We start from the raw sequence: 22,733 nt of genomic DNA, 5'->3' as shown, positions 1-22,733 counted from the left end.
TTGAAAATTAAAAAAAGCTGCCTCTTTTAAGGCAGCTTTCAATTAACTTTTTGAATTATAGCTGAGCAGTATCACGCAAAGCTTTAATATGGTCATGTGCAGCGTTAATTCCCTGCGCCTGGGTATTAATAATTTCAATAGCACTTTCCGGAAGTTCTCCACCGCTCAATGCATCTTTATATGCTTTTTTAATTGCATCCTCACCTCGTTCTGCTTCGGATAGAATGCTTCCGCGATCACTTCCGCCAAACAATGATTTTACATCAATCCATGCGCGGTGCAAGGTACCGCTTACACTCTTTTCAGTTTCCAGATGCGGAGCAGATCCTGCGATCGCAGACAATTCCTGAGCGTTTTTACGACTTTGTTGCGCATAAGTTTCAAAAAGATCTTTCAAATCGATGTTCTCATCCTTTATATCCGCAATTGCTTTTTCAAAACCTGCCACACGGTCATTATTAATCTCGATCAGATCTTTGATTATTCCTGTTTCAATTTCTGTATTTTCCATAATGATTTTGTTGTTGATGATATTAGGGCATTACAAATAATACCATGCCATTATGCATTTTGAACTTTACAAATTGCGGATTATTTTCAATGATGGAAAGAGAACAGGAAATCACAGGGGTATTTGAATACAATTCAGACGGCTTTACAGTTTCTTATAAGAATTTCTCAAAAAACCGCTATAAACTTACTATTCCTTACCAGCTTCAAACAATTCAATTTTGTTGCCTTCTATATCAACGATGTGAACGAATTTTCCATAGTCATAGGTTTCTATTGAATCCAAAACCGTTACGCCTTCCTTTTTTAGCTCTTCTACCAGCATTTCGATGTTTTCAACCCGGTAATTAATCATGAAATCCTTTGTAGAAGGCTCAAAATATTTGGTCTTTTCAGGAAAGGGAGTCCATAAGGTATAACCTTGATTTGTGGAATCTGATTCTTGTCGCCAGACAAACTTTGCTCCGTAAGGGTCAGTGTCCAGGCCAAGATGTGTTCTATACCATTCCTTGATTTTTTTTGGATCCTTGCATTTAAAAAAGATGCCGCCAATTCCTGTAACCCGTCTCACCTCCGGTTCCTTTTTATTTGCTCCAGCCAAAATAGAATTGAATGCGAAACCAAAACAGAATGATGCCGCCAGTGCCAAAATGATTAAGTTCTTCTTTGTCATTTAAAGAATTCTATTGTTTAGACTATGGTTGATTACGCTTCATGCTGACCTCATAAATATACACGATTAAAACTTTTTTTTTGTGATTTGACTGGCAGGAATTAGCCAAACTATTTTCATTCCCAGCCAACAGATTTGACATGCGGTAATACACCCCAGATTGAAGTAAAATCCCGTTTAATCATTAAAATTCCGTATAATAAAATTATCAGCCGATTCCACTTTTAAAACATTAAATTAGAAGTTGACAACCTCAACTTTTAAAAAATGAAAAATCTTTTCCTTGTATTGGCACTTCTGATTTCTGTTGCGGGCCGGGCTCAGCACGACCACCATGTTGAGGACAATAAGACTAATCACAGCCATTTGGCGCATATGCAGGCTGCACGGGCATCGAGTTTTTATATCCACAATTTGCCTGCCCCAAAGCTGATGACCGGAATTGGGAAATCGTCTATGAAAATTGAAACCAAATCAGAAAAGACACAATCCTATTATAATCAGGGGTTGAACCTGACACATGATTTTTGGGACTTCGAAGCCTACCGAGCGTTTAAAGAGGCAATTGCCAATGATTCAGGTGCAATTATGCCGTATGTTGGACTTGTCCAATCTGCGGGTTCTGACGAGGACAGTATTTTAATGAGTCAGAAGAAACTTGCAATTAAAAAAATAAAGATTCTGCTCAAAACTGCAAACCCGCATGAAAAACTTTATGGGGAAATTGCGCTCCTGAGCGATTCACTTAAAGAAAAAGCATATCCTGAAATCCTGAGAAAATATGAGGTGATCGTACATAAATTTCCGGATGATATCGATGCCAAATTAATGCTGGCTTTGAGTAAAATGGGTGGTTTCGATAATGACATGAACCCCAACGACGGACAAATGTATGCAGAATTTCTGCTCAAAGACGTTCAGCGCCTGGATCCTCAAAATCACGCATTTCACCATTACTGGATTCATTTGATGGAACAATGCTGCCCTGACAGGGCGTTGGAAAGCGCGGATTTACTTGCGTCTCTCGCCCCGGCGTCCGGCCACATTGTGCATATGCCAGGACATATTTATAATCGGGTGGGGGATTACAAAAAAGCACATGATGCCTTCGTCGCTGCGGTTAAAACAGATTCTGCCTATATGAAAAACGAAGGTGTTCAGGAAGTTGACAACTGGAATTATATTCATAATATCAATTACCTGATTGCCAATTGCGCGCACGATGGCAGACATATTGAAGGTCTTTTTTACGCCGAAAAACTAAAAAAAATGCCGATAACAAAAGAACGTAAGAAGATTTACGACGGTACTTTTTTTGCCCAGGGTATTATGGCGCCGGCACGGATGGAAATGGCTTTTGGATACTGGGATAAAGCTGTGGCGCAGCTGGAAATAATCACAGATAAAGACAGCGTTTTTAATATTTCAAATATGCGTTTTAAAGACGGAATATTAATTTTCGCAAAAGGAATGAACGCTGTCAGTAAAGGTAAAACAGAAGATGCTGTCAGGTATTCCGATAATCTGGACGCTTTTCTTTGGCGTAATGATAAGCAGACGGCGAAAGACAGTACAATGAAAAAGTGGTATCAGGATATCCTTAACACGGCATCCCAGGAACTGCAAGGCTGCGTCAAAACCGCCCAGGGAAAGTATTCCGAGGCAATCACGCTTTTAGAAAAAGCGCATAAAGACGAACTTGCGCTTGGCTATAATGAGCCGCCGATTTATCCTCGTCCGGTTGCGATCAACCTGGCAAAGGCCTACGAAAAAGCTGGAAAAACTGAGAAAGCTATTGAAATCTATGAAAGTATTTTAAAACGTTTTCCCAACAGCGGTATGGGGTTCATGGGGTTAGCCTATTTATATTCCGCTAAAGGTGACACGGTTAAGAAAAATGAGTTTGAAGATAAGCTGAAAAACGCTGGAAAATTTGGTGATAAAGGCGTTTTTACGATCAGTAAAAAGTAAATATTAATTGTTGTTTCAAACGCCAGTCAACAATCCATTTTAATAAATCAACACAATCTTTTAAATCAATAACTTCCGTGATTTTCCTAAAATAGTATCGTAAAATGTGATTTAATGCTTTTCCCGTGATCAGGGCATTTCGCAAATAACCGGTTTGATATATTTAAGATTTGCCGGCCGTTCAACCAGAGAACTTCGTCCATTTTGCCTGCCGGATTTGGCACTGTTACGAGGCGTTGGCAGCCAGATACAATAGTTTATTGCGTGCCTCACCCTTTTCAGCTGTTCGGTTGTAAAAGAATTATTATTGGTGTAATAATAATCCATAAAATTTGTAGAGGTATATTCCACACCAGCACAGGAAATCCTTTGATATCTTCGATCAAAGTCAATATTACTGGCGTAACTATTGCGATCGTAAAAGGGCGTGTCGCGGCAGAAATCCGGGTCAGCCGTGTTACATGAGTTAAAGCTTGTATTATTTCCGTTGAAAACATGATACAGTCCCAGTACATGGCCAGCCTCATGCGCGAGTACTTCCTCAGTCCTCCCGCCTTCGTAATTGATCGATGCATGATTTCCATTTAAGAAAATACCGTAGGGAAAGAATGGGGCAGTGCCCTCCGCAACCGTTAAAAGCCCATCCATCGGAACGGTCACACTGGGGTAGTAAGACCAGGATGCCTTTTCATATTCTCCTGTGATATTGGGATAAACCCAAACATTGAGATAATGTCTTGGATCCCAGAATGAAGTAAATGCGTCGTTGAAGGCATCATTCGAAGAAAAGGATGTTTTTGAACTCTCCGCCTGGTGAAGTCCGGGTGAACTAAGCTTTTTCCCATCAAGACCAGTTTCCGCGGGATAAAATTCTACAAAAAGATCTTCTGCATTAGGATCTTTCTCTGCCTGGTTGATATTAAACTGATTACGAAATGCCCGGCTCATGTCCGCGGTTAACTGTCGTATTCTGTCTGCCGTTAGAACTCTGGTATTGACCTCATGAAAAATAACAGGCAAACGTACCACCGGATACGTCGGTTTGGGAAGTGCGTTGATGGTAATCTCGTTACTAACCTGGCCCAATCCTTTTACCTGGAATTTATAAACGCCGGAAGTTTTTGTTGCGAATTTTCCGGACCGCTGCTCCTTATCATTCACATAGAGCTGATAAGGAAATTTGACACCAACGACCTTACTACCTTTAAGCACATTGACCTTGAAATTTAATGTGTCTTTACCATTGGCGTAAAACGCCGCGGGCTGGTTTGAAATACTCAAAGAAAGTTTCAATGAAGCCGGATTCCAGACCCTGATAATCATCGTATCACTCACTTGTCCGGCCAGCTTGCCAACGATAGCATATCTTCCTACTTTTTCGGGTACAAAGGATTCACCAGTAATTTCAACATCGTTACTATAAAAACTAATTACTTCCGACGGAGCCTCAATTACGCTTCCACGCTCATCGTAAGCAATTGCACTTAAAGGAATTTCGGGTTTTTCGGTACCCAGAAAAAAATCGGTTGTTTTCGGCTTTTGAATTGATAATTTATGAAGATTATCAAACCTGTAAAATTCATCTGTTTCCAAGGGAGCTACCTTTTCGCAGCCTGATAAAAGACAAAATGCGTAAAACAGGCAAAAGAGCCGGGCAGAAAACATGAATTGATATTTCATGGCAAACTAGATAGAAAAGGACAGGATAAGAGAACGGTTCTTGATATCTGATGAAGATGATACGGAACGTAATCCGGCTTCGTAGCGAATTTCAAAAACAGGTCTTTTACGAATGTAAATGCCTGCCGAAACCGAGTAGCCATAATCGCCCCTGACATTAAGATTTTTGGTTGTTATGGGGTCATTCTCCCAATTTTGCTGTGGGGTTTTTGATTGGGAATTAATACCGATTCGCCTGGCATAATAACCGCCAAAGGCCAGATACGGGTTGATTTTTTTAGATCCGCCTTTGAGCACAAGCGGCAGGGCACTAAGCTGCAAATAATGTAATCTGTTTTTACTTTGAATACTTATGCGGTCATTATTAAACGTTTCTCTGGCGCCTTTGCTTAGGTAAGACAATTCAACACGGGCGTTGTAGTTTACTTTTGAAAAGAGATCCATAGCAAGACCGGCGTGCCAGGCAGAAAGAGATTTTTTGCCTGGAGAAGGCATCATGATACTGCTGTTACGGCTGAAAGAGCTCGCCAACGCACCAAATTTAAGACCGATATAATTTATAGTATGTTTTTTCTGCTTCGTCAGAACGCTGCCGGGCTGGCTGTTTTGTGCGGTAAGTCCGAACGGAAAAATAAGAATGAGGCAGGTAAAAAGTATTTTCATAGAAGAAGGTTATAGCTCCAATTGATACTAATACGTTCAAAAGTAACTTATTTATACTTAATAATTACAAATTTATTCGACAGTATACGTAAATTTTTATTTGTTATTCCAAGGTTTGTGTAAAATTAGTTCTATGAAACTAAATTTTTACCGTTTTAAACTTTGGTATTAAGGAATAAGGCAGTTTTGAAATAATAATCTGGAATTGGAGGGGGTTTGGGTGGTAATACAATTACTTATTCAAAATAATTCCGGTTCTGTTCATTATTCGCCTATTTATGCAGAAATAAGAAATTGCAGTAATTACCTGTTGAATCCCTTCGGTTTCAACCTCTGTGGTCATACGGTTAAAAAAAATCCATTAAACTTACCGAAATTCAGGTAAGCTTAATGGATTTTCTCTTTTGCGGATTATGCTTTTATAAAGTTTTGTTTTTCATCTGCGAAATCTTCTGATAACGATTACAATGTTGCGATATCGATCACAAATCTGTAACGAACGTCTCCTTTTTCCATCCGCTCGTAAGCGTTATGAATATCCTTAATATCGATCATTTCTATGTCCGAAACGATATTATGTTCTGCACAATAATCAAGCATTTCCTGAGTTTCAGCGATACCGCCAATACCTGAACCACCGATACTTTTTCTGCCGCCCAGCAAACTGAAAGCTGCTATTTCAGCCGGTTTCGGCGGAACACCTACGCAGATCAACGTTCCGTCAGTTCTTAAAAGCGAAAGATACATGTTGAAGTCGTGCGGCGCGGAAACTGTATCCAGTATGAAATCGTAAGTACCTATTGCAGCCTTAACCTGCGCTTCGTCCGTAGTTACAACAAAATGATGCGCACCTAATTTTTTTGCGTCCTCTTCTTTTTTAGGCGATGTACTTAGTACAGTCACTTCGGCACCGAAAGCTACACCAAATTTCACAGCCATGTGACCAAGGCCTCCAAGTCCAAGTACCGCCAATTTATGGCTTTTTCCTACTTTCCAGTGTCTTAATGGAGAATAAGTAGTGATTCCGGCACATAACAAAGGCGCAACTGCTGCAAGATTTAATTTCTCAGAAATACGTAAAACAAATTCTTCTCTTACCACAATGGTGCTGGAATAACCTCCGTAAGTTGGCGTTTTACCATCACGTTCGTAACTGTTGTAAGTCTGGGTGTTGCCTTCCAAACAATACTGTTCAAGATCCTTTTTACAATTTTCACATTCCTGGCAGGAGTCAACCATACAGCCTGTTCCGGCCAGGTCACCTACTTTGAATTTCTTTACATGATCACCCACTTTAACCACGCGGCCAACGATTTCGTGTCCCGGTACCATTGGAAAAATTCCAGGAAACCAGTCATTTTTAACCTGGTGCAAATCAGAATGGCAAACTCCACAAAATAGTATATCAAACTGTACATCGTGTGGGCCTACTTCGCGGCGCTCAAAGTTCCATGGAGTCAAATCTGCTGCGACACTTTGCGCTGCATATGCTTTTGCTTCTATCATTTTATAGTTTTGTTGAATTAAAAAATAAAGGTAGAAACTTCCGCAAATAACGGATTGCAAGAATCAAACAATTGATTTTTGAGATCAAAATAATACTATTGACTGACTATGTACATCAGGTGAAATTAACCTGGGAAAACTGATTGTTATTCAGTCCGATACCTTATTCTGCCATTTCGATTAATAATTACAATATTTTTCCTCAAAACTTCCATCTGCATAAAGGTCAATCAAACCATAACCGGGAGCCGTTTGACGGTTATTACCATTCCACCACGCGCCGCTTACAGCACCGTTGCAGATATAGCTGACGTTATTATATTCCACTTTGTCGCGTAAATGAATATGCCCGCTCAAACACACTTTCACGTTTGGGTGCTGGTAAAACAGGTTTATAATTTTGGACGTATCCGTGTGCATATCGCCTCCCAATATCTCCCACTTATTGATCACTTTGTCCTCAATCATCAGAGTGGCAGTCAGGATTGGAATGTGCGATAAAACCAACACCGGTGTTTGGGTATCTGTATTTTTTAATTCATTTTCGAGCCATGAGAATTGTTCCTCACCGAGTTTTCCAATATACCAGGTATCATCAATATCCAGATGTACGCTGTCGAGAACAATAAACTTCCAGCCTTTTTGCATAAAACTGTAATAGGGCCGGGAAAGACCGAGCTGATTCATGGCATAATGCTTCCCGTAGAAAGTTTGTTGCCTGCTTTTCTCGTCCCACCATATGTCATGATTTCCCAGACAGTAATGAACCGGAATAGAGCATTCTGCCTTCATAATACCATGAACAAGTTTCCACTGGGCATTGATTGTGTCAATATTTTCCTTGTTCATATCAAAAACAATGTCACCACCATTAAGAATCAAGTCAACTTTTGGCGTTTGCTGCTGAACATGGTGCAGGCATCTGACAAATTTTTCAGGTGCTGTGAATTCATTTTTTAAGTGGATATCTGTGAGATGAGCTATTCTTAAAACAGGCTGTTTTTCCTTGATGATCGGACCCGGAGCGAGGGCGGGTGTTAAAAGTAAACCAATATTTTTCAGCGCCGATCTTCTTTCCATACTATTGCTATTTTTGGACAAAGTTAGCTTGCCGACCGGATCTTTGAACTTTTCAATATTATGAATTCATTAAGCAAAATTGATTCTCAAATCCCGGTTCCAACCATGCATCCAAAGGATAAAATCACTTTGCTAAATTTTGCTTTTGAGCTTTTCCATTTGATAAAGTGTAACGACGGGAAGACCTAAGACGCATACATTTTTGAAACCATTGACTTTTGAATAGGTAAATTCCAGCGTGTCACCCAGGATGATTCTGTTTTGTGGAACCGGATTTAACACCACGCAATTTTTATAAATTGTATCATTTGGATTAGAACTATCCTGAATACCATTCAGATGCGACCTTCCCCAAAAGTTTTCACCCTTGTTTTCGGTGTTATCCAGCAGCTGTACAACCTGACCAGCGCATGAAATTTCCAAAATTCTGGCTTTTGTGGTATAAAATGTTTTATCCGTTTCTATTTGAGAAACCTCATTTTTCTTACAACTTAAAGAAATCAGCAGTAAGCCTAAAAACATTATGAATTTTTTCATCGGAGGTGGTTATCGGACTTATGTATTAAAAAACACTTAGTAATGTAATTGTATTAAATTGTCTTTTGTAGATCAATATTATTTTAATAAAAGTTACATCAATTTAATTAATGGATTTTGGTAGTCACTGTTGATGCGCTTGAAGCAGTGATATCAAAGCATAAAAATAAATTTCAATACTGAAAATGCAGATGTTCTTACCGGTTACTCAAACAATGCCCTAAATTTTTCAGTATATTTTTTGATCGTATATTTTTTTCTAATTTAGTTTAGTATCTGTTCGTCAGTCAATTGAGTTTTGGCTTTGCTCTAATTTGAAAAAGAATAAAGCTGGTTTCTAAGAGAAATCCTTGCAGCTAGACTTCAATTTCGTATGATTCTAAAAGTGACTGAGCCGGATATTGCTCTAATGACATAAAAGGCAATACAATGAAATACCCTTGCTTCGTATTTTGGATCTTTTTTGTAACAATCTCTCCTTGTTCTGCCCAGCGCGATCATGATCAGGATATACAGGACAGCGTTATCGGCTGGTGGAGCAATAACCGGTTTGATCACCTGAAACCGCAGACCGACGCGACCGGCAAAAAGAAGGAGGTCATTGTCAATGACATGATCAAGTGGATGAAAGCCAGTTATACGCCAGTCGGTGGTTTGGGTACCTCATCACGCTATATCAATAACAAGGGATATGGAGTTAATTTTCTTGTTTGGAATGTAAGTCACGATAAAATGTGGACAGAACCCAATGGAAATTTCAAGCCAATACCGGAAGAAAATACAAAGTTTGCCATAGCAGCGAACCAATTATTCGGTGCTTTTCCTATCAGTTTTATAAATACGGGAAATGAATTTTATTTTGTAATACAGCCAGACGGCTATGCTGAAACCAGTCAGACGTTAGATAACCGGAAGGGAGCAGATCCGCGTATTCATCCCAACGCCTACAAGTATATTACCAGAGTAAACGACTGGTCCACAGTATATCTGGCGCCTGATAATAAACTTCCATGGATTTCTGTAAGTAAAGGTGAGTTATTGCAAAAGGCCGAAGAGGGCCTGCAAAAAGTATTGGCTGACAAAAGAAAAGAGGTTGCATCGCAATGGCCTGATAATAAGAAAAAGCAGGATGAGGCGCTGGATTATTTTGAGAAAAACGACATTACCAGATACAGAAAGAATATACAGGAATTGAAAAGACGATATGCAAACTCATTAAAATGAAGCAGCAATTATTCGTAGTATGCAGCCCAGTATGTTCAGTTTTGAAACGGACCCGGATATTTTTAAAATTGATAACTTTGGAAAAGGTCTGAATCAGGCTTTTCAGGTTCTGAAACTGGATGCAGCAACCATGGCCAAATTGAATGACATAACACCATTATGGATAGCCGTTGCATTCCCATTTGAAAAAAAAGACAGAGGAAATCAGTTGTATGAATTGTATACAGCAATGTCACAAAACATTAATTATGATTACATCTACAATTATTTCTATGACCCCGACAAAATTAAAGGCAAAACCTACGCGCCATCAAATGCTGGTGAATTAAAGGCGAGACTGGATTCTTACAGAAATACAACTGCCGAAAAAAAAGACCTGACTGCTAAAAAACTGGGAAATCTGCCAGCTGGTGTTGTGTTGTTTGATGACTTTTCGCAGGAACAAGTTGGAAGCAAACCCGCCGGCTGGCATTTTAGCTCGACAGGAAAAACTCATGTTATATCGAAGATTGAAGGTGAAAATGGGAACTGGTTAAAGCTGGGATATAGCACGGAACTAACACCTGCCACGCTTAAAAATCTGCCTGAAAATTTCAGTCTGGAATATGATGTCGTCACTTCCGCATTTGACGGCAGGTGGGGGGCAAACCTCACGATGGAACTGAAAGGCAGCAAAAAGGGCAGCGATGGCGTGACCTATTCTTCCGGTTTGAAAACAAGTATTACAGCCGGCAACCAAAGTGCACTGGATGAAAATCATAATTACCGGGGGGAATTAAAAATTGACCTTTTAAACTATCCATCGAAAATGGATTATAACGACAAAGGCGGTTATTTTACCGAAGCCCAGCCCGTATTCACCAGCAAAAAACGTAAGGTGCACATTCAGCTGATAAAAAAAGGTCCGCTTATTTCTTTGTTTCTTAACGGAAAGGAATTCACCAACTCCTCACAATTTAAAACCAAATATGGCAAACCTTGTGGCGATTGCAGCATTGCAGACGGATTGTTATATACTGGTTTTGTAATCAGAAGTTTTACTCAGGAGCCGGATCTGGTGGATTGTTTTATTGGAAATATTAAGGTTACAAAGCTTTAACGACGTTTTGGTTAATAATAAAATAGGACTTTAACTATCTTGGTCTCTTTGGGTTTGGTGCAAATGTTTCGAAATATATGCGCATCGGATGCGTCCCTTCATTTCGAAATCTCCTTCAATTTTTTTGCAAGTTTTAAAGCACATTTTATAAAACTTTTTGCGAGGCTTAAACAAAAATGGCATCCGCCAATTGTTATACTTTAAGATTTAATATTAGAGAATCCAAAATTATTTCCCGGCTTTTCGCTCTACTTTCCAGTATTTCTACCTAAGTGAAAATTTGTCTGATTCGGATTGTATATAATAGTTTCTTTTATATAAATTTGGAGTGATCCAAGTAATGGCTGGACGGATATTATACCAGGTAGCAGATGCTGAAAATTACGAATTTTAAAAAATCATATAACAAAGATCTCATTCTTCAAATTGACAATTTAACTATTGAATCGGGTATAAGCTGGATTCGTGGTGCCAATGGAACCGGTAAAAGTACATTTCTTAAATCGGCAGCAGGTATAATTGCATTTGAGGGCGATCTTTCGCTTGCTTCGGATGTCAGTATAAAAGCGCAACCAGTAGCTTACCGAAAACTAGTCAATTTTGCAGAAGCGGAGCCGGTATTTCCTGAATTTCTCACCGGAACCGACTTGATCAGACTGTTTACAAAAGCGAAGGATGCGCCAGTAAAACAGGCTGATTATTTTGTAGAGACGATGAAAATGGGGTCTTACGTGAGCGATCCGGTTGGCACTTTTTCAAGCGGAATGTTAAAGAAACTCTCTCTTCTTTTGGCCTTTATCGGAAATCCAAAACTCATTTTACTTGATGAGCCCCTGATTACCATGGACAGCCAAGCGCTTCAAACCTTGTATGGCTGGATTGATGAATACTATTCGAAGAAGGGGACAAGTTTTTTATTATCGTCGCATCAGGCGTTAGATGAGTCTTTTCCACACGGAATCAGGGAATTATTAGTTGCCGGTCAGACTTTAAAATATATTTGATCGTTCCCGCCATGACCAGAATTTTACTGAAAACTTTTGCTGCCGGTTTTTACAAAGTACACGCAGGTCTGCTTTTGACACTGTTTGTTACCTTGTTTATCAATTTTTTCTTCACCAACGTTCTGAATCAAACCCATCTTAACAAGGAGCAAATTCTGCTGAATAATCTTAAACTTGTACTCACTTCGGTCAGTAACCCCGTTGCCATGGGAATTCTTTTTGTGATCTGGCTCGGCTACACAATCAAAAGCTGCCAATACGTATCCGCCCAGCTTGCCTTGAATCAGTACCAGTTTATGTTTTACAGTTGCAACGCCATGTCACTAAAAAAACAGTTTCTGTCCTGGTTTATTATTCAATCTGTTATCTCCATACCCATTTTGGCATTGGGCTTTTTTGCTATGGGTGTAGGAATTGCTTTTCACTACTTTTTTATTCCGATTTTAATACCAGTCTACCAGATGATTCTGCTTTCGGGAAGCGCCTTTTATTACACAAGGTTGGTCAATAATCTTACTGAAAAAAAGTCGGAACCTTATATTCCTGATTTGATTAGAAAATTTCCAAAGCCGGTTTTTAGCCTTTTTCTCTATCAGATCATTTATAGATTCAAACTCACATTTGCTATCACAAAAGTTATTTCGGCAATCGTCATTATTGGGATGTATGTTTTGTTCCCCGACAATAAAAACGACATCCGTATTGCCGGCATCAGTATTTTGAGTGTGATTGCTGCCCATACCGTTTTAATTTATCAGTCCAATGAATTTGAGCGTTCTTACCTGAGTTTTTGCCGTAATTTTCCTTTAAGCAAAAAGAAAATGTACTTACAATTTGTCCTTCTTTATCTGCTTTTGATACTTCCGGAAATCATCTTGTTTTTCTTTCTTAATACTCCTTTGATAGCAGTAAGAATTTCAATCCTGGGATTAAGTTTCGCACTTTTATTGCGGACTATTTTATATCATCAAAATCCAAAAATGGGATCTTATTTAAAGAAGGTTTTTGGCCTCTTTATTTTCTCGGCACTGATTGTGATGTTTGGTGGATTATCCTTTTTGACAGTGCTTTGCGTGGGAGTTTCTGTTTTTATATTTGACAGAAGGTATTACGGTGCAATCGAATGATTGGTGATCTTCTACTATACAGCTATGCAATATATTTTACTAGTACTTGTAATTTAAAGTTACATATGACTATAAATTCTGGTCATTTTATTTACATTTAGCTACAAATTGTATTCGAAACTCCCTCTTTAAAAATAATATTAAGTTAATGGAATTTATTCTCATAATTGGAATTGTCCTCATAGTGCTGTTGTTGAACAGCCATAAGAATCGATTAGAAAGCAGGTTTGACTCGATGCAGGCAAATTTCGATAATCTATTCAATGAGATCAGAAGAATTGAAACGCTGGCAAAGGGAAATGAGACTGAGAAATTGGACGTATCGTCTGAGATTCGGCCTTTTTTTGAAATAATAAAAGCTGAACAGGAAGCGGAAATAATTGAACAGCAATCGGTATTAGAAGTTCAAAATATTGCTGAGACAATTCAGCAGGAACTAGTTTCTGGACCTGAATTTGAGGCCGTTGCAGAACCAGAACCAGCAGTAGGTTTTGAAAAGATTGAACAAGAGCCGGAGTCGTCGTTTTGGCAACGTAATCCGGATCTGGAAAGGTTTATAGGAGAGAATCTTATCAATAAAATTGGTATCGCAATTCTTGTTCTGGGAATGGGATTCTTTCTAAAATACGCTATTGATCAGAACTGGATTAACGAAATCGGCAGGACCTTCATAGGGCTCTTTACCGGCGGAATTTTGATTGGTATTGCCCACAGAATGAGACATGCCTACCGTTCTTTCAGTTCAGTCCTGATAGGTGGAGGTATAGCCATATTATATTTTGCCATTACAATCGCCTATCAGCAGTATAATCTGTTTGGCCAGGAAGTCGCTTTTGTGATCATGGTCTTCATTACAGCCGCAACTGTGTTTTTATCCATATCATACGACCGCCTCGAATTGGCGGTTCTTGCTATTGTCGGAGGCTTTTGTGCACCTTTTCTTGTGAGTTCTGGCGAAGGAAATTATGTTGTTTTATTTTCCTATTTGCTCATCCTGAATGTTGGAATGCTCGTGCTGGCTTATTATAAGAAATGGAATCTGATAAATCAGATATGTTTTGTTTTGACGATGCTGCTTTTTGGAGGATGGGTCTGTACCAAAATTGTAAACATGAATGTGACCGAACCAAAGCCCTACTGGGGTGCTCTGAGGTTTGCAGTCTTGTTCTATTTTGTCTTTTTCGTTATGAATGTTATCAATAACATCAAAGAAAAAGTGGCCTTTAAAGAACTCGAAATTGTTCAGTTGCTCAGCAATACTGCTGTCTGTTTCGCGGCAGGAATTTTAATTTTAGGTCAGGTTCAAGACGGAATATACAGAGGTACGTTCACGATTTTTATGGCGGCAGTAAACTTCCTATTTGCCTTTTTTCTCTATAAAAATAACAGAGTTGACCGGAACCTGCTCTATTTACTGATCGGTCTTGTACTTACTTTCGTGAGTCTGGCGGCACCTATTCAGCTGGAAGGCAATTACATTACTTTGTTCTGGGCTTGTGAATCGGTGCTATTGGTTTGGCTTGCCCACAAATCGGGAATCCATTTTCTACGTGAGGCTTCTGCAATTCTGGTGGTACTTCTGATTATAAGTCTACTGCTGGATTGGAAAAATATTTATCTGGATCCGGAACCGATCAAAAATGGAAGTCATTTATTTCCGTTTCTTAATAAAGGTTTTGTGACCAGCGTAGTAGCAATTGGAGGACTTCTGGCTTACATTACTTTAATGAAACGTTATTTTCTTTCCGGCAAACTGATAACGCAGGATGTATCAATATACCTTGATGTTCTTTCTGTTGCAGCTGTGATTTTGACCTACTTTGGTATTATACTGGAACTTCATTATCAGGCAGAAATTTATTTCCCTGCTACCAGAATCATCATTCTTGGATGCTACAATTACATATGGTCTCTTTTGCTGGTTTATTTTAGTAGAAATTTACGATGGGAAGTACAGTTTGCTACGCTTTTGTATGCTGCTGTAATGGTTGTGGCTTTTGCTGTCTACAATAAAGAAACTATCTGGATACGGGAAAATTATTTATTGCGGTCGGGTTCCAGGCTTAGCTTTTTAAGCCATTATATCCTTACATTTTTGTCACTTGCAAACCTGTATTTCATATCCGTTTTCTGTAAAGGTTTTGCAGAAAGATTTAAAATGAAGAAGGCTTTTCAATGGATAACCATCGTGGCTATCGTTTATGCGGCTAGCGCTGAATTGGATCATATTATGGTAGCTTCTTACTGGAATCCTCATGTTTCTGTTGACGAAATTTTGACAGCAAATCATAAAGCTGGCTTTGCAATTCTTTGGGGAATATGTTCTTTCATACTTATTTACCTGGGGATGAAATGGAAATCAAAGACCATCCGTATAGCTTCCCTTGCCTTGTTTGGCCTGGCGCTGCTAAAACTGTTCATAGTTGATATCAGAGGACTTTCAGAAGGAGGGAAAATCGGGGCTTTTATTTCTCTGGGCGTTCTCTTGCTGGTAATTTCATTTATGTATCAGAGATTGAAAATACTTCTTCTAGAAGATGAATTAAAGGCTGACATCACTTCAGAAAACCCTGAAATACAGTGACCAGATTTCTAACAGTTTTGTCTTTTTGCTTTCTGTCTTTGTTGTCTGCAAAAGCGCAGAAAGATACCTGGGAGGCGGCTATTCCTGAAATACCTGCAGATGGATTTTATAAAATCCCCTTATCGCCGCAAGTTTTGGCCAAGGCAAAAAATCAGTTCAATAGGTTTAGAATTTCGGAAAGCTCAACAGAGGTTCCGTATTTGATTAAAACTGAGGCTGGCATAGTTTCGAAGAGCAAAACGGTAAATCTCCCTATTATAGAAAGAAAGGACGAGGATTCACGAGGTTTTATCATTTTCGAAAATCCAAAGGCAATTCGTCTTTCATCGTTAGTTATGAAAATCAAGCGCGTTTGGATAAATAAAAAGCTCAGAATAAGTGGTAGCAATGACGCAGAAAATTGGTTTGCGGTAAGAAGTGAATTTTTGCTGAGTGCATTTCAGAATTCTGAAAATAGTGATGAAACCACGGGTGATTACCAGATTGATATACCGCGGACAGATTATAAGTTTTACAAAATTGAATCCAATAACCATGATGATCTTTCAATAAATGTTCTTTCTATTGGATATGTAGTACATGTCAAAAATAAAGCTTCGCTTTTAGCTCTGCCTGAACCTCAGATGAGCAAGGAAAGAACAGAGGAGCCTTCTGCAAGTCTGTTTAAATTTGGTTTCAGAGAACCCTATATGATAAATCAACTGGTTTTTAAAATTAAAAAACCAAGGTTTTTTCAACGAAATGCAAAACTGTATCTGGCAGATCCCAGGATTAAAACGGCTCTCCGGAAGGAAAATAACAGCTTTGATTCCGACCCCTATAAGTTTTTTACATTATCTTCAAACGATTCTGTAAATACGATTTTTTTGGAAAATAACTCCGTGGCATCTTTTTTCATTCTGATTGAAAATCAGGATAATCCACCACTTGACCTTCTAAGAGTACAAGCTTTTCAGAATAAAAATTTCATCCAGGTATATTTGGAAAAAGGGAAAAGGTATACATTGAAAATAGGTTCGGCAGGTTTGGCCTCACCAGTTTATGATCTTGCAGGCTTTCAGAATCAGATTGAAGAAAACATTCCCGTACTTACAATTGGTGGTTTGCGGAAAGGGCCGGATGCAAATCCAATCAACGTAGCGAAAGACACTTTTTTCCTAACCAAAAACTGGATTTGGCTGGGATTATTCCTTGTTGCTGCGCTATTGGTTTATATGTCGATTCAAATGGTTAAAGAGATGAAAAATAACGGTTAATAGCAATTTTGACAGGCTTAAACTTTTGGAAAACTAATGGCGATTTTGTTTTATTACAGCGACTTAGTTCCTATGATAAGTGTGAAATCGGACAGAGAATTTATTGAAAAAGCCCGGCGGACATTGCCGCCCGCCAGTCATTTAATTCAAAAGGAAATCTGTTCTAAACCATTTTCATTAAAATCAGAAAAAGCACCGGCGTTTTGTTCGAAAGTCCCTTCGAAAAGAATGGGGAGATTGTGATCTTTGTTCTCAATTCGGCCATGATGATTGCGGAAATCGAAATATTTAATTATTAGCAAAAAGGAAACGAATAAAATAATAATAATGAACGATAGTTTTTTCATAGTTGAGTAAGGAGGATAACTTTTAAGTCGCGATTTACCAATTGTTTCAGAATTGGCATAACCGTTAAATAAATTCTGGCAACAAGTGAAAATGGTGATTGCGGCTTAGAATTTTACGCTTAAAGGAAAAAAGTGCATGACAGTACATTTATGTAATCTACAATGAAAATTTATTCCAAACTGGTTCTAAAATTCAAGCTCCCAATCTATGCATGTGTTCTTTTATCTTCGCTTTTGAATGTATGCAGGGCGCAAGGGGTACCACTGGAAGAAATAAAAACGGTAACCAGGGATAGCAGTCATAAGTATTTTTATCCCCGGTTATTGGACGAGTTTAATGCTCAGCCGGAATATTATTCGATGGAAAAAGGGATGTATTTATATTATGGACAGCTTTATTCCAGCAGTTATAAATTTTTCAATTTCGGTAAAAATGCCATGCAATTCGAACAGTTTATAAATAGAGGACAATTAAAAAAGGCGATTAAGATTGGTGAACAAATACTTTTGGAAAATCCGGTTAATTTAAATGTGCTTTACAAATTGGCATATTGTTACAACAAGGAATCGCAGCCGGAGAAAGCGGATATTGCCAAAAATAAGGCCGTAGAATTGCTTCGGGCGATAGAGTCTTCGGGGAGCGGAATGAATCGTGAACAAGCTTTTAAAGTTACCTCGGTTAACGACGAATATATCCTGGCTGGTAAGTTAGGGATTAAGAAAAAAATACGGAAATCAGAAATGTTGGCACATTCCGTCGTGGATAGTTGGGAACTGAAAGATCCGGATTCTGGCGTGATCAAATATCTCTATTTTGAGGTCTTATATAATTACGATGCAGTCCGTTTGCCAGAGGACGATAAGAAATGAAATCTTTAATCCAGTAGATCCTATTCAATATTCCCTCGGTTTTTTCCAGATAAAACCGTCCACAATATAATGGGTGATTTGAGGGAGTGTGAGTAATGGAATGATAACGGCCAGCAATGTACGGTCTATTTGAAAAGGAATCTGATGGAAAAAGCCGAATATATTTTTGTGCTCTTTCCAAACGGTCCAGTCCCACAATCCTTCTTCAAGATATGCCAGCAGAAATATCAATCCCAGGAAAAATACAATACCATATTTCCCAAAAAAGAACTGTACTAATTTATCCGTTTTTTGTTTTTCAAATTCGTTACTTCCAGAAATCCATATCAACGCCATGTAAGGAATTCCGTGACTGATCACATTCAGAAGCGTAAAAGCCAGATCGCCGTTGAAATAAATGATACCAAAATACCAGGAAATTAAAGTGCCGGTGACGACGACAAATTTAGGGATATTGATCCGCTGATTTCTGAAAAGATTCAGCATTTCTTTTAACAGATAAATGGCAATGGAAATCCAGTAAACGGCCGCTGCAAATTCCAGAATTCCTGCGGCAGGAAAGAAGACAAAATCATTATCAACAAACCAGTTAAAATTCCTTTTATCGCCTAAGTGCCAATTTAAAAGCGGATAAATAGTGGCGTAATAAATGACAAACTTATCAATATTTCTCTCCCAGGTTGGTGTGCTTTCGTAGCGGCTGTAAAGTTTCATAAAGCCATATTGCTGTCTGATAAAATGATACACGGCTAAATAGGCAAGAATCCGCCAGAACCAATTGTCGCTCAATGTATATACCAATGCCCCGACTATAAAAGATAAGACAGGAATTGAGATAAGCAACGGTTTGAATTTCCGGTAAGCTGCTTTGTTGAAATAGGTTCGATACAACGTACTGTAAACGTGAGCAACATCCACCAATAAGATCAAAAGTACCCACCATGCGTCAGGCATGTTTTTGTTGTTTTGAAAAACATCAGGAAAGCAAATAATTGCCAAAAGACAAAGAAAGGGTGGGAACAAAATGAAAAGAATATCCACAATCGGTTTTCCCAGCCACGGTTGTTTTTGAGCCATACTCAAATAGTTTTTATGATTTTTTCTGCTGCTCCGATTCCCTGATAAAAACCTTCTTCAAAAATACTTATACCCGCAATATCCGTGTGGGCAAAGTGTATTTTTTGATGAATACTCTCTGCCAGTTTTGTTCTTAAATTCCCGTGAATCATACCAGGCTTAGGCTGCACCATCGCATGTCCCCAAACCATAATATCAACATTTTCAGTTTGCTTTCGGATGTCAGGATGAACCTTTTGAAGATCGGCCAGGATTTTCTCAGTCCATTCAGAATGTGATGTCTGGTAAGCATGCTTTCTTGCTATTTCCGGTTCGGCGTGGGTTAATGGTAGATAATAAGTGAGATTTCTTTTGTCTTTTCTTTGCTGCAATTGCTGATGCGTGGCATCAACATATCCGAGCGATTCACTCTCATAGATCACATTATCCCAGCTCGCGGGCTGGCCGTTTCGTTCCTCGGTTTGCTGTACAGTCAGATTGGCCACCATCCAGGGTACATAATGCATATTTTCCTTTACCAAAACCTGACGCTGCTGATCTTCCAGCAAACGGGCGGCAACAAATTGTGGAATGGCCAGAATGCAATGTTGCGCCGTATAGCTTTTCAGGGTTTTCGTTTGGACATCAAAATAGTTAATCTGAACGCTGTCATTTTTGTATTTTACTGATGTGGCAAGTGATTTTGTTTTAATTTTTTGATGTAAATCTTTCTGTAAATGCTGCACTAAAAAACCATTTCCCTGCTCCCAGGTTAGCACATCATTATAGGAGGCGTTGTTTGATTTTCCTTTTCGGGAGGCAAAATAATGGATACCGGCCCAGGCGCTGATATTTTCGGAAGTCGTTCCAAAGTCATCCCGCGTACAGTAATTAACATACCATTTGATATAAGCACTGCTAAAATCCTGACGCCTCATCCACTCGTTCATTGTTATTTTATCAAGCTCCACAAAACGTTCATCTTTGCTGGAAGTATTAACCGGAATGCTGAAAGCATCTTTGCCATCTTTTCCTTTCATTTCTTTAAACTCATTCATCAAAAGAAAAAAATTATGAAACTCGGACAGTTCAGCGTCAGTCAGGCCTGATTTGGGTACGAGCCCATCCTGCCATTTTCCGTTGATATAAAGCCTTTCCTCCGGGTCCTGACAAAGAAAATATTCGTTGTAAACAGGTAATCCGGCCTGATCGTAACCCGTAATAACATTAGCTTCCGAAAGAAAGGAAAGATATTCAGTCAGATTGTTATTTGGCAAAGGAATATAATGCGCTCCCCAGGGATACTGTGAAATCCGGTTTGCTCCCGAAGAAGAGTTACCACCGGAATGCTCTTCCAGATCCAGAATTACAAAATCGGTAATATTGTTTTTTAGAAGATGTCTGCCCGCAGATAACCCGCTGATTCCGGCACCGATAATAACAACCTGTTTGGGCTCAGAATCCTGTGTTTCACCAAAAGCATGGTCACGGAGCAGGTGACCGGTTTTGGAAGAAGCACCAATAATTTTTCCAGGCATCGGTTTTTTTTCAGCACAGGAATTAATCAGGGGAGCCATGATGGCTAATCCGGCTGATAATCTGATGAAATCTCCTCTTTTCATTGTTCAAGATATTTTCCCCATTCCTGTTCGAAATAGGTGACCAGCGCCTGGTTGTTCAGCTTGTTAATTTCCAGTGGTTCATGCGCTTTCATATCTTCGGGAAATTGAAGCATTTGCTGCATAACAGCCTGGCTAATATATCTTTTTTCAATATTGAATGTATCAGGAATTTGGTAAGAAACAGAATTCATTGCCATTACATAACCCCATTCCCCAAAAGAAGGCACATAGTTGTGATACGCAACTGCATTAAAACCGGAAGCCTTCAAAGTTTCACTGACGCACCAAAAACTTTTCGGCGCAACATAGGGAGAGGTGCTTTGAATTACAGCTACCGCGTTTGTTGTCATTGCAGTTTTTAATAGTCGGTAAAAAGCTGTGGTATAGAGCTTTCCAACCGAAAAACCGGATGGATCCGGAAAATCAATAATGACACAGTCGAACTTTTTTTTATTTTCCTTTAACCAGACAAATGCATCTGCATTGGTAACCGTAACTTTTGAATTGGTCAATGCGTGATGATTGATTTCGGAAAGGATCTTTTGGGTACTAAATAGTTTTGTCATAACCGGATCCAAATCCACCAGTTGTATACTTTTAACTGAATTGTACTTCAAAATTTCCCGCGCGGCAAGTCCATCACCGCCACCCAGGATCAATACATTTTTGGGGTTGTTGGCAGCCATCATTGCCGGATGGACCAGCGCTTCATGATAGCGATATTCGTCAGCCGAGCTGAATTGAAGATTATTATTCAGATAAAGGCGCAGATCCCGTCTGTTTTTGGTGATCACGATACGCTGATAAGGTGTAGATGTTGAATAAACAACCTGATCGTTGAAGGCAAGCGTTTCACTGAAACTCATGATATTTCCCGAAAAAATAAAGGCAGCAATTTGTGCAATCAAAATCACGATTCCACCCATTCTGATCCTGTTTACATTTCTTATTTCAGCTGAAAAATAATGACACAGATAAAGTCCCACACCAATATTGAGAAGGCCAAAAAAAAGACTGGTACGGATAAGGCCAAGATAGGGTACAAACAACAGTGGAAAAATCAGCGATGCCAGCAGCGCTCCGATATAATCGTATGTAAAAACCCTGCTGACAAGTTCTTTAAATTCGACTTTGTCTTTTAAAATTCTCAGTAACAAAGGAATTTCTATCCCGACCAGTATTCCTGTTACAGAAACAATCGCATACAAAATGGGCTGAAAACTGACCGCCAATGGGAAGACCAGAAATAATAATGCAGCACTGAATCCGCCCACAAGTCCGACAAGCAGCTCGACGCGGATAAACCATTCAATCAGATAATGATTAAAAAAACGCGAAAGATATGAGCCGATACCCATCGAAAACAGATATACGCCTATGATAATACTGAATTGGGTAACACTGTCGCCCAGCAAATAACTGGCCAGCGTCCCGGCGACCAGTTCATAAATAAGACCACAGGTTGCTATGATGAAAACCGCCAGAAGCAGCACCCATTGCGAACTGTTTTTTTTCAAAATTATACTCATCCGTGGATTGCCGAGGCAATGATGATTGCGATGGCCATCATGAAAAATCCTGCAAAAATGGCGACGGCGACATTTTTATTCTCCATGATTTCCCGGCGAAGATTGTGTTTTGGCGTTAGCAGTTCAATGATGGCAAAACTTACCAGCAATACAAAAATGCCGATGCCTGAATAAACGAGCGAACTTATGATATACTGTTGCATCAATAATGTATTTATGCGTTGAAAGAAATATTATTTGTGTCCGCCAGGCCCCGAAGCGCTCCATTGCTGATTGTTTGAGAAGGACAATATTCGCCAGCCGGTGTAATCTGCGTACGCCATCCAGCCGATCATGCCGATTGCAAACAGAAAATACCAGCGCATCGGATAAAAGGATTGCAAAAAATTTTTCAT

Annotated in this window: 20 protein-coding genes; 8 read left to right on the top strand and 12 right to left on the bottom strand. The window is 39.2% G+C overall.

Going from position 1 to position 22,733, the window contains the following annotated elements:
- Positions 1-55 precede the first annotated feature (55 nt).
- Entirely contained in the window at positions 56-511 is a 456-nt protein-coding gene (locus tag IEE83_RS16960) for a PA2169 family four-helix-bundle protein (RefSeq protein ID WP_194121718.1), read from the bottom strand.
- A gap of 189 nt (positions 512-700) precedes the next feature.
- The gene (locus IEE83_RS16955; protein WP_310588522.1) at positions 701-1,183 is read right to left on the bottom strand and encodes a VOC family protein; all 483 of its coding nucleotides are present in this window, start codon (positions 1,181-1,183) and stop codon (positions 701-703) included.
- A gap of 267 nt (positions 1,184-1,450) precedes the next feature.
- On the opposite strand from IEE83_RS16955, the gene IEE83_RS16950 reads away from it, so the two are divergent.
- A complete protein-coding gene (locus IEE83_RS16950; RefSeq protein ID WP_194121717.1) occupies positions 1,451-3,154 on the top strand; it encodes a tetratricopeptide repeat protein in 1,704 nt (567 codons plus the stop codon).
- Positions 3,155-3,283: 129 nt separating this feature from the next.
- Here IEE83_RS16950 and IEE83_RS16945 read toward each other — a convergent pair whose 3' ends face one another.
- The 5 genes from IEE83_RS16945 to IEE83_RS16925 all read right to left on the bottom strand — a co-directional run bounded on the left by IEE83_RS16945 (position 3,284) and on the right by IEE83_RS16925 (position 8,620).
- Positions 3,284-4,834: a M43 family zinc metalloprotease gene (locus tag IEE83_RS16945; protein WP_194121716.1), complete on the bottom strand. Its 1,551-nt coding sequence runs from the start codon at positions 4,832-4,834 to the stop codon at positions 3,284-3,286.
- Between the two features lie 6 nt (positions 4,835-4,840).
- A complete protein-coding gene (locus IEE83_RS16940; RefSeq protein ID WP_194121715.1) occupies positions 4,841-5,497 on the bottom strand; it encodes an outer membrane beta-barrel protein in 657 nt (218 codons plus the stop codon).
- A gap of 462 nt (positions 5,498-5,959) precedes the next feature.
- Positions 5,960-7,003: an NAD(P)-dependent alcohol dehydrogenase gene (locus IEE83_RS16935; protein WP_194121714.1), complete on the bottom strand. Its 1,044-nt coding sequence runs from the start codon at positions 7,001-7,003 to the stop codon at positions 5,960-5,962.
- Positions 7,004-7,183: 180 nt separating this feature from the next.
- A complete protein-coding gene (locus IEE83_RS16930) occupies positions 7,184-8,083 on the bottom strand; it encodes a metallophosphoesterase family protein (protein WP_194121713.1) in 900 nt (299 codons plus the stop codon).
- A gap of 132 nt (positions 8,084-8,215) precedes the next feature.
- Positions 8,216-8,620, bottom strand: a complete 405-nt coding sequence (locus IEE83_RS16925; RefSeq protein ID WP_194121712.1) for a hypothetical protein — start codon at positions 8,618-8,620, stop codon at positions 8,216-8,218.
- Between the two features lie 429 nt (positions 8,621-9,049).
- Here IEE83_RS16925 and IEE83_RS16920 point away from each other — a divergent pair, with 429 nt between their 5' ends.
- The 7 genes from IEE83_RS16920 (at position 9,050) to IEE83_RS16890 (ending at position 18,131) form a co-directional block, all read left to right on the top strand.
- Positions 9,050-9,844 (top strand): hypothetical protein, encoded by a 795-nt coding sequence (locus IEE83_RS16920; protein WP_194121711.1) that lies wholly within the window; start codon positions 9,050-9,052, stop codon positions 9,842-9,844.
- Positions 9,845-9,863: 19 nt separating this feature from the next.
- Entirely contained in the window at positions 9,864-10,943 is a 1,080-nt protein-coding gene (locus tag IEE83_RS16915) for a hypothetical protein (protein WP_194121710.1), read from the top strand.
- 371 nt (positions 10,944-11,314) lie between these two features.
- Complete coding sequence (locus tag IEE83_RS16910; RefSeq protein ID WP_194121709.1) at positions 11,315-11,947, top strand: ABC transporter ATP-binding protein; 633 nt, start codon at positions 11,315-11,317, stop codon at positions 11,945-11,947.
- A gap of 11 nt (positions 11,948-11,958) precedes the next feature.
- On the top strand, positions 11,959-13,074 hold the full coding sequence (locus tag IEE83_RS16905; RefSeq protein ID WP_194121708.1) for a hypothetical protein: 1,116 nt from the start codon (positions 11,959-11,961) through the stop codon (positions 13,072-13,074).
- Positions 13,075-13,222: 148 nt separating this feature from the next.
- Positions 13,223-15,658 (top strand): DUF2339 domain-containing protein, encoded by a 2,436-nt coding sequence (locus IEE83_RS16900; RefSeq protein ID WP_194121707.1) that lies wholly within the window; start codon positions 13,223-13,225, stop codon positions 15,656-15,658.
- Positions 15,655-16,914, top strand: coding sequence for a hypothetical protein (locus tag IEE83_RS16895; RefSeq protein WP_194121706.1), 1,260 nt, complete (start codon positions 15,655-15,657; stop codon positions 16,912-16,914). Before IEE83_RS16900 ends, IEE83_RS16895 begins: the two co-directional genes overlap by 4 nt.
- Before the next feature lie 509 nt (positions 16,915-17,423).
- Positions 17,424-18,131, top strand: coding sequence for a DUF4919 domain-containing protein (locus tag IEE83_RS16890; protein ID WP_194121705.1), 708 nt, complete (start codon positions 17,424-17,426; stop codon positions 18,129-18,131).
- Between the two features lie 24 nt (positions 18,132-18,155).
- On the opposite strand, the gene IEE83_RS16885 is transcribed toward IEE83_RS16890, so the two are convergent.
- The 5 genes from IEE83_RS16885 to IEE83_RS16865 are packed head-to-tail and all read right to left on the bottom strand — an operon-like array spanning position 18,156 to position 22,733.
- Positions 18,156-19,208, bottom strand: a complete 1,053-nt coding sequence (locus IEE83_RS16885) for a hypothetical protein (protein ID WP_194121704.1) — start codon at positions 19,206-19,208, stop codon at positions 18,156-18,158.
- Between the two features lie 2 nt (positions 19,209-19,210).
- Positions 19,211-20,809 (bottom strand): FAD-dependent oxidoreductase, encoded by a 1,599-nt coding sequence (locus IEE83_RS16880; RefSeq protein ID WP_194121703.1) that lies wholly within the window; start codon positions 20,807-20,809, stop codon positions 19,211-19,213.
- Positions 20,806-22,326, bottom strand: coding sequence for a polyamine aminopropyltransferase (locus tag IEE83_RS16875; RefSeq protein ID WP_228101843.1), 1,521 nt, complete (start codon positions 22,324-22,326; stop codon positions 20,806-20,808). Before IEE83_RS16875 ends, IEE83_RS16880 begins: the two co-directional genes overlap by 4 nt.
- 8 nt (positions 22,327-22,334) lie before the next feature.
- Positions 22,335-22,541: a DUF350 domain-containing protein gene (locus IEE83_RS16870; RefSeq protein WP_194121701.1), complete on the bottom strand. Its 207-nt coding sequence runs from the start codon at positions 22,539-22,541 to the stop codon at positions 22,335-22,337.
- Positions 22,542-22,571: 30 nt separating this feature from the next.
- A complete protein-coding gene (locus tag IEE83_RS16865) occupies positions 22,572-22,733 on the bottom strand; it encodes a hypothetical protein (RefSeq protein WP_194121700.1) in 162 nt (53 codons plus the stop codon).

Origin of the sequence: Dyadobacter subterraneus (genome assembly GCF_015221875.1) — a bacterium.
In the GTDB taxonomy this organism is placed as follows: Bacteria; Bacteroidota; Bacteroidia; order Cytophagales; family Spirosomataceae; genus Dyadobacter; species Dyadobacter subterraneus.
This window is presented reverse-complemented; position numbering and strand designations above follow the sequence as displayed.

Bases quoted from the DNA above. Each gene is read 5' to 3' on its own strand.
- IEE83_RS16960 (WP_194121718.1), bottom strand. From the start codon at position 511: ATGGAAAATACAGAAATTGAAACAGGAATAATCAAAGATCTGATCGAG.
- IEE83_RS16955 (WP_310588522.1), bottom strand. From the start codon at position 1,183: ATGACAAAGAAGAACTTAATCATTTTGGCACTGGCGGCATCATTCTGT.
- IEE83_RS16950 (WP_194121717.1), top strand. From the start codon at position 1,451: ATGAAAAATCTTTTCCTTGTATTGGCACTTCTGATTTCTGTTGCGGGC.
- IEE83_RS16945 (WP_194121716.1), bottom strand. From the start codon at position 4,834: ATGAAATATCAATTCATGTTTTCTGCCCGGCTCTTTTGCCTGTTTTAC.
- IEE83_RS16940 (WP_194121715.1), bottom strand. From the start codon at position 5,497: ATGAAAATACTTTTTACCTGCCTCATTCTTATTTTTCCGTTCGGACTT.
- IEE83_RS16935 (WP_194121714.1), bottom strand. From the start codon at position 7,003: ATGATAGAAGCAAAAGCATATGCAGCGCAAAGTGTCGCAGCAGATTTG.
- IEE83_RS16930 (WP_194121713.1), bottom strand. From the start codon at position 8,083: ATGGAAAGAAGATCGGCGCTGAAAAATATTGGTTTACTTTTAACACCC.
- IEE83_RS16925 (WP_194121712.1), bottom strand. From the start codon at position 8,620: ATGAAAAAATTCATAATGTTTTTAGGCTTACTGCTGATTTCTTTAAGT.
- IEE83_RS16920 (WP_194121711.1), top strand. From the start codon at position 9,050: ATGAAATACCCTTGCTTCGTATTTTGGATCTTTTTTGTAACAATCTCT.
- IEE83_RS16915 (WP_194121710.1), top strand. From the start codon at position 9,864: ATGCAGCCCAGTATGTTCAGTTTTGAAACGGACCCGGATATTTTTAAA.
- IEE83_RS16910 (WP_194121709.1), top strand. From the start codon at position 11,315: ATGCTGAAAATTACGAATTTTAAAAAATCATATAACAAAGATCTCATT.
- IEE83_RS16905 (WP_194121708.1), top strand. From the start codon at position 11,959: ATGACCAGAATTTTACTGAAAACTTTTGCTGCCGGTTTTTACAAAGTA.
- IEE83_RS16900 (WP_194121707.1), top strand. From the start codon at position 13,223: ATGGAATTTATTCTCATAATTGGAATTGTCCTCATAGTGCTGTTGTTG.
- IEE83_RS16890 (WP_194121705.1), top strand. From the start codon at position 17,424: ATGAAAATTTATTCCAAACTGGTTCTAAAATTCAAGCTCCCAATCTAT.
- IEE83_RS16885 (WP_194121704.1), bottom strand. From the start codon at position 19,208: ATGGCTCAAAAACAACCGTGGCTGGGAAAACCGATTGTGGATATTCTT.
- IEE83_RS16880 (WP_194121703.1), bottom strand. From the start codon at position 20,809: ATGAAAAGAGGAGATTTCATCAGATTATCAGCCGGATTAGCCATCATG.
- IEE83_RS16870 (WP_194121701.1), bottom strand. From the start codon at position 22,541: ATGCAACAGTATATCATAAGTTCGCTCGTTTATTCAGGCATCGGCATT.
- IEE83_RS16865 (WP_194121700.1), bottom strand. From the start codon at position 22,733: ATGAAAAATTTTTTGCAATCCTTTTATCCGATGCGCTGGTATTTTCTG.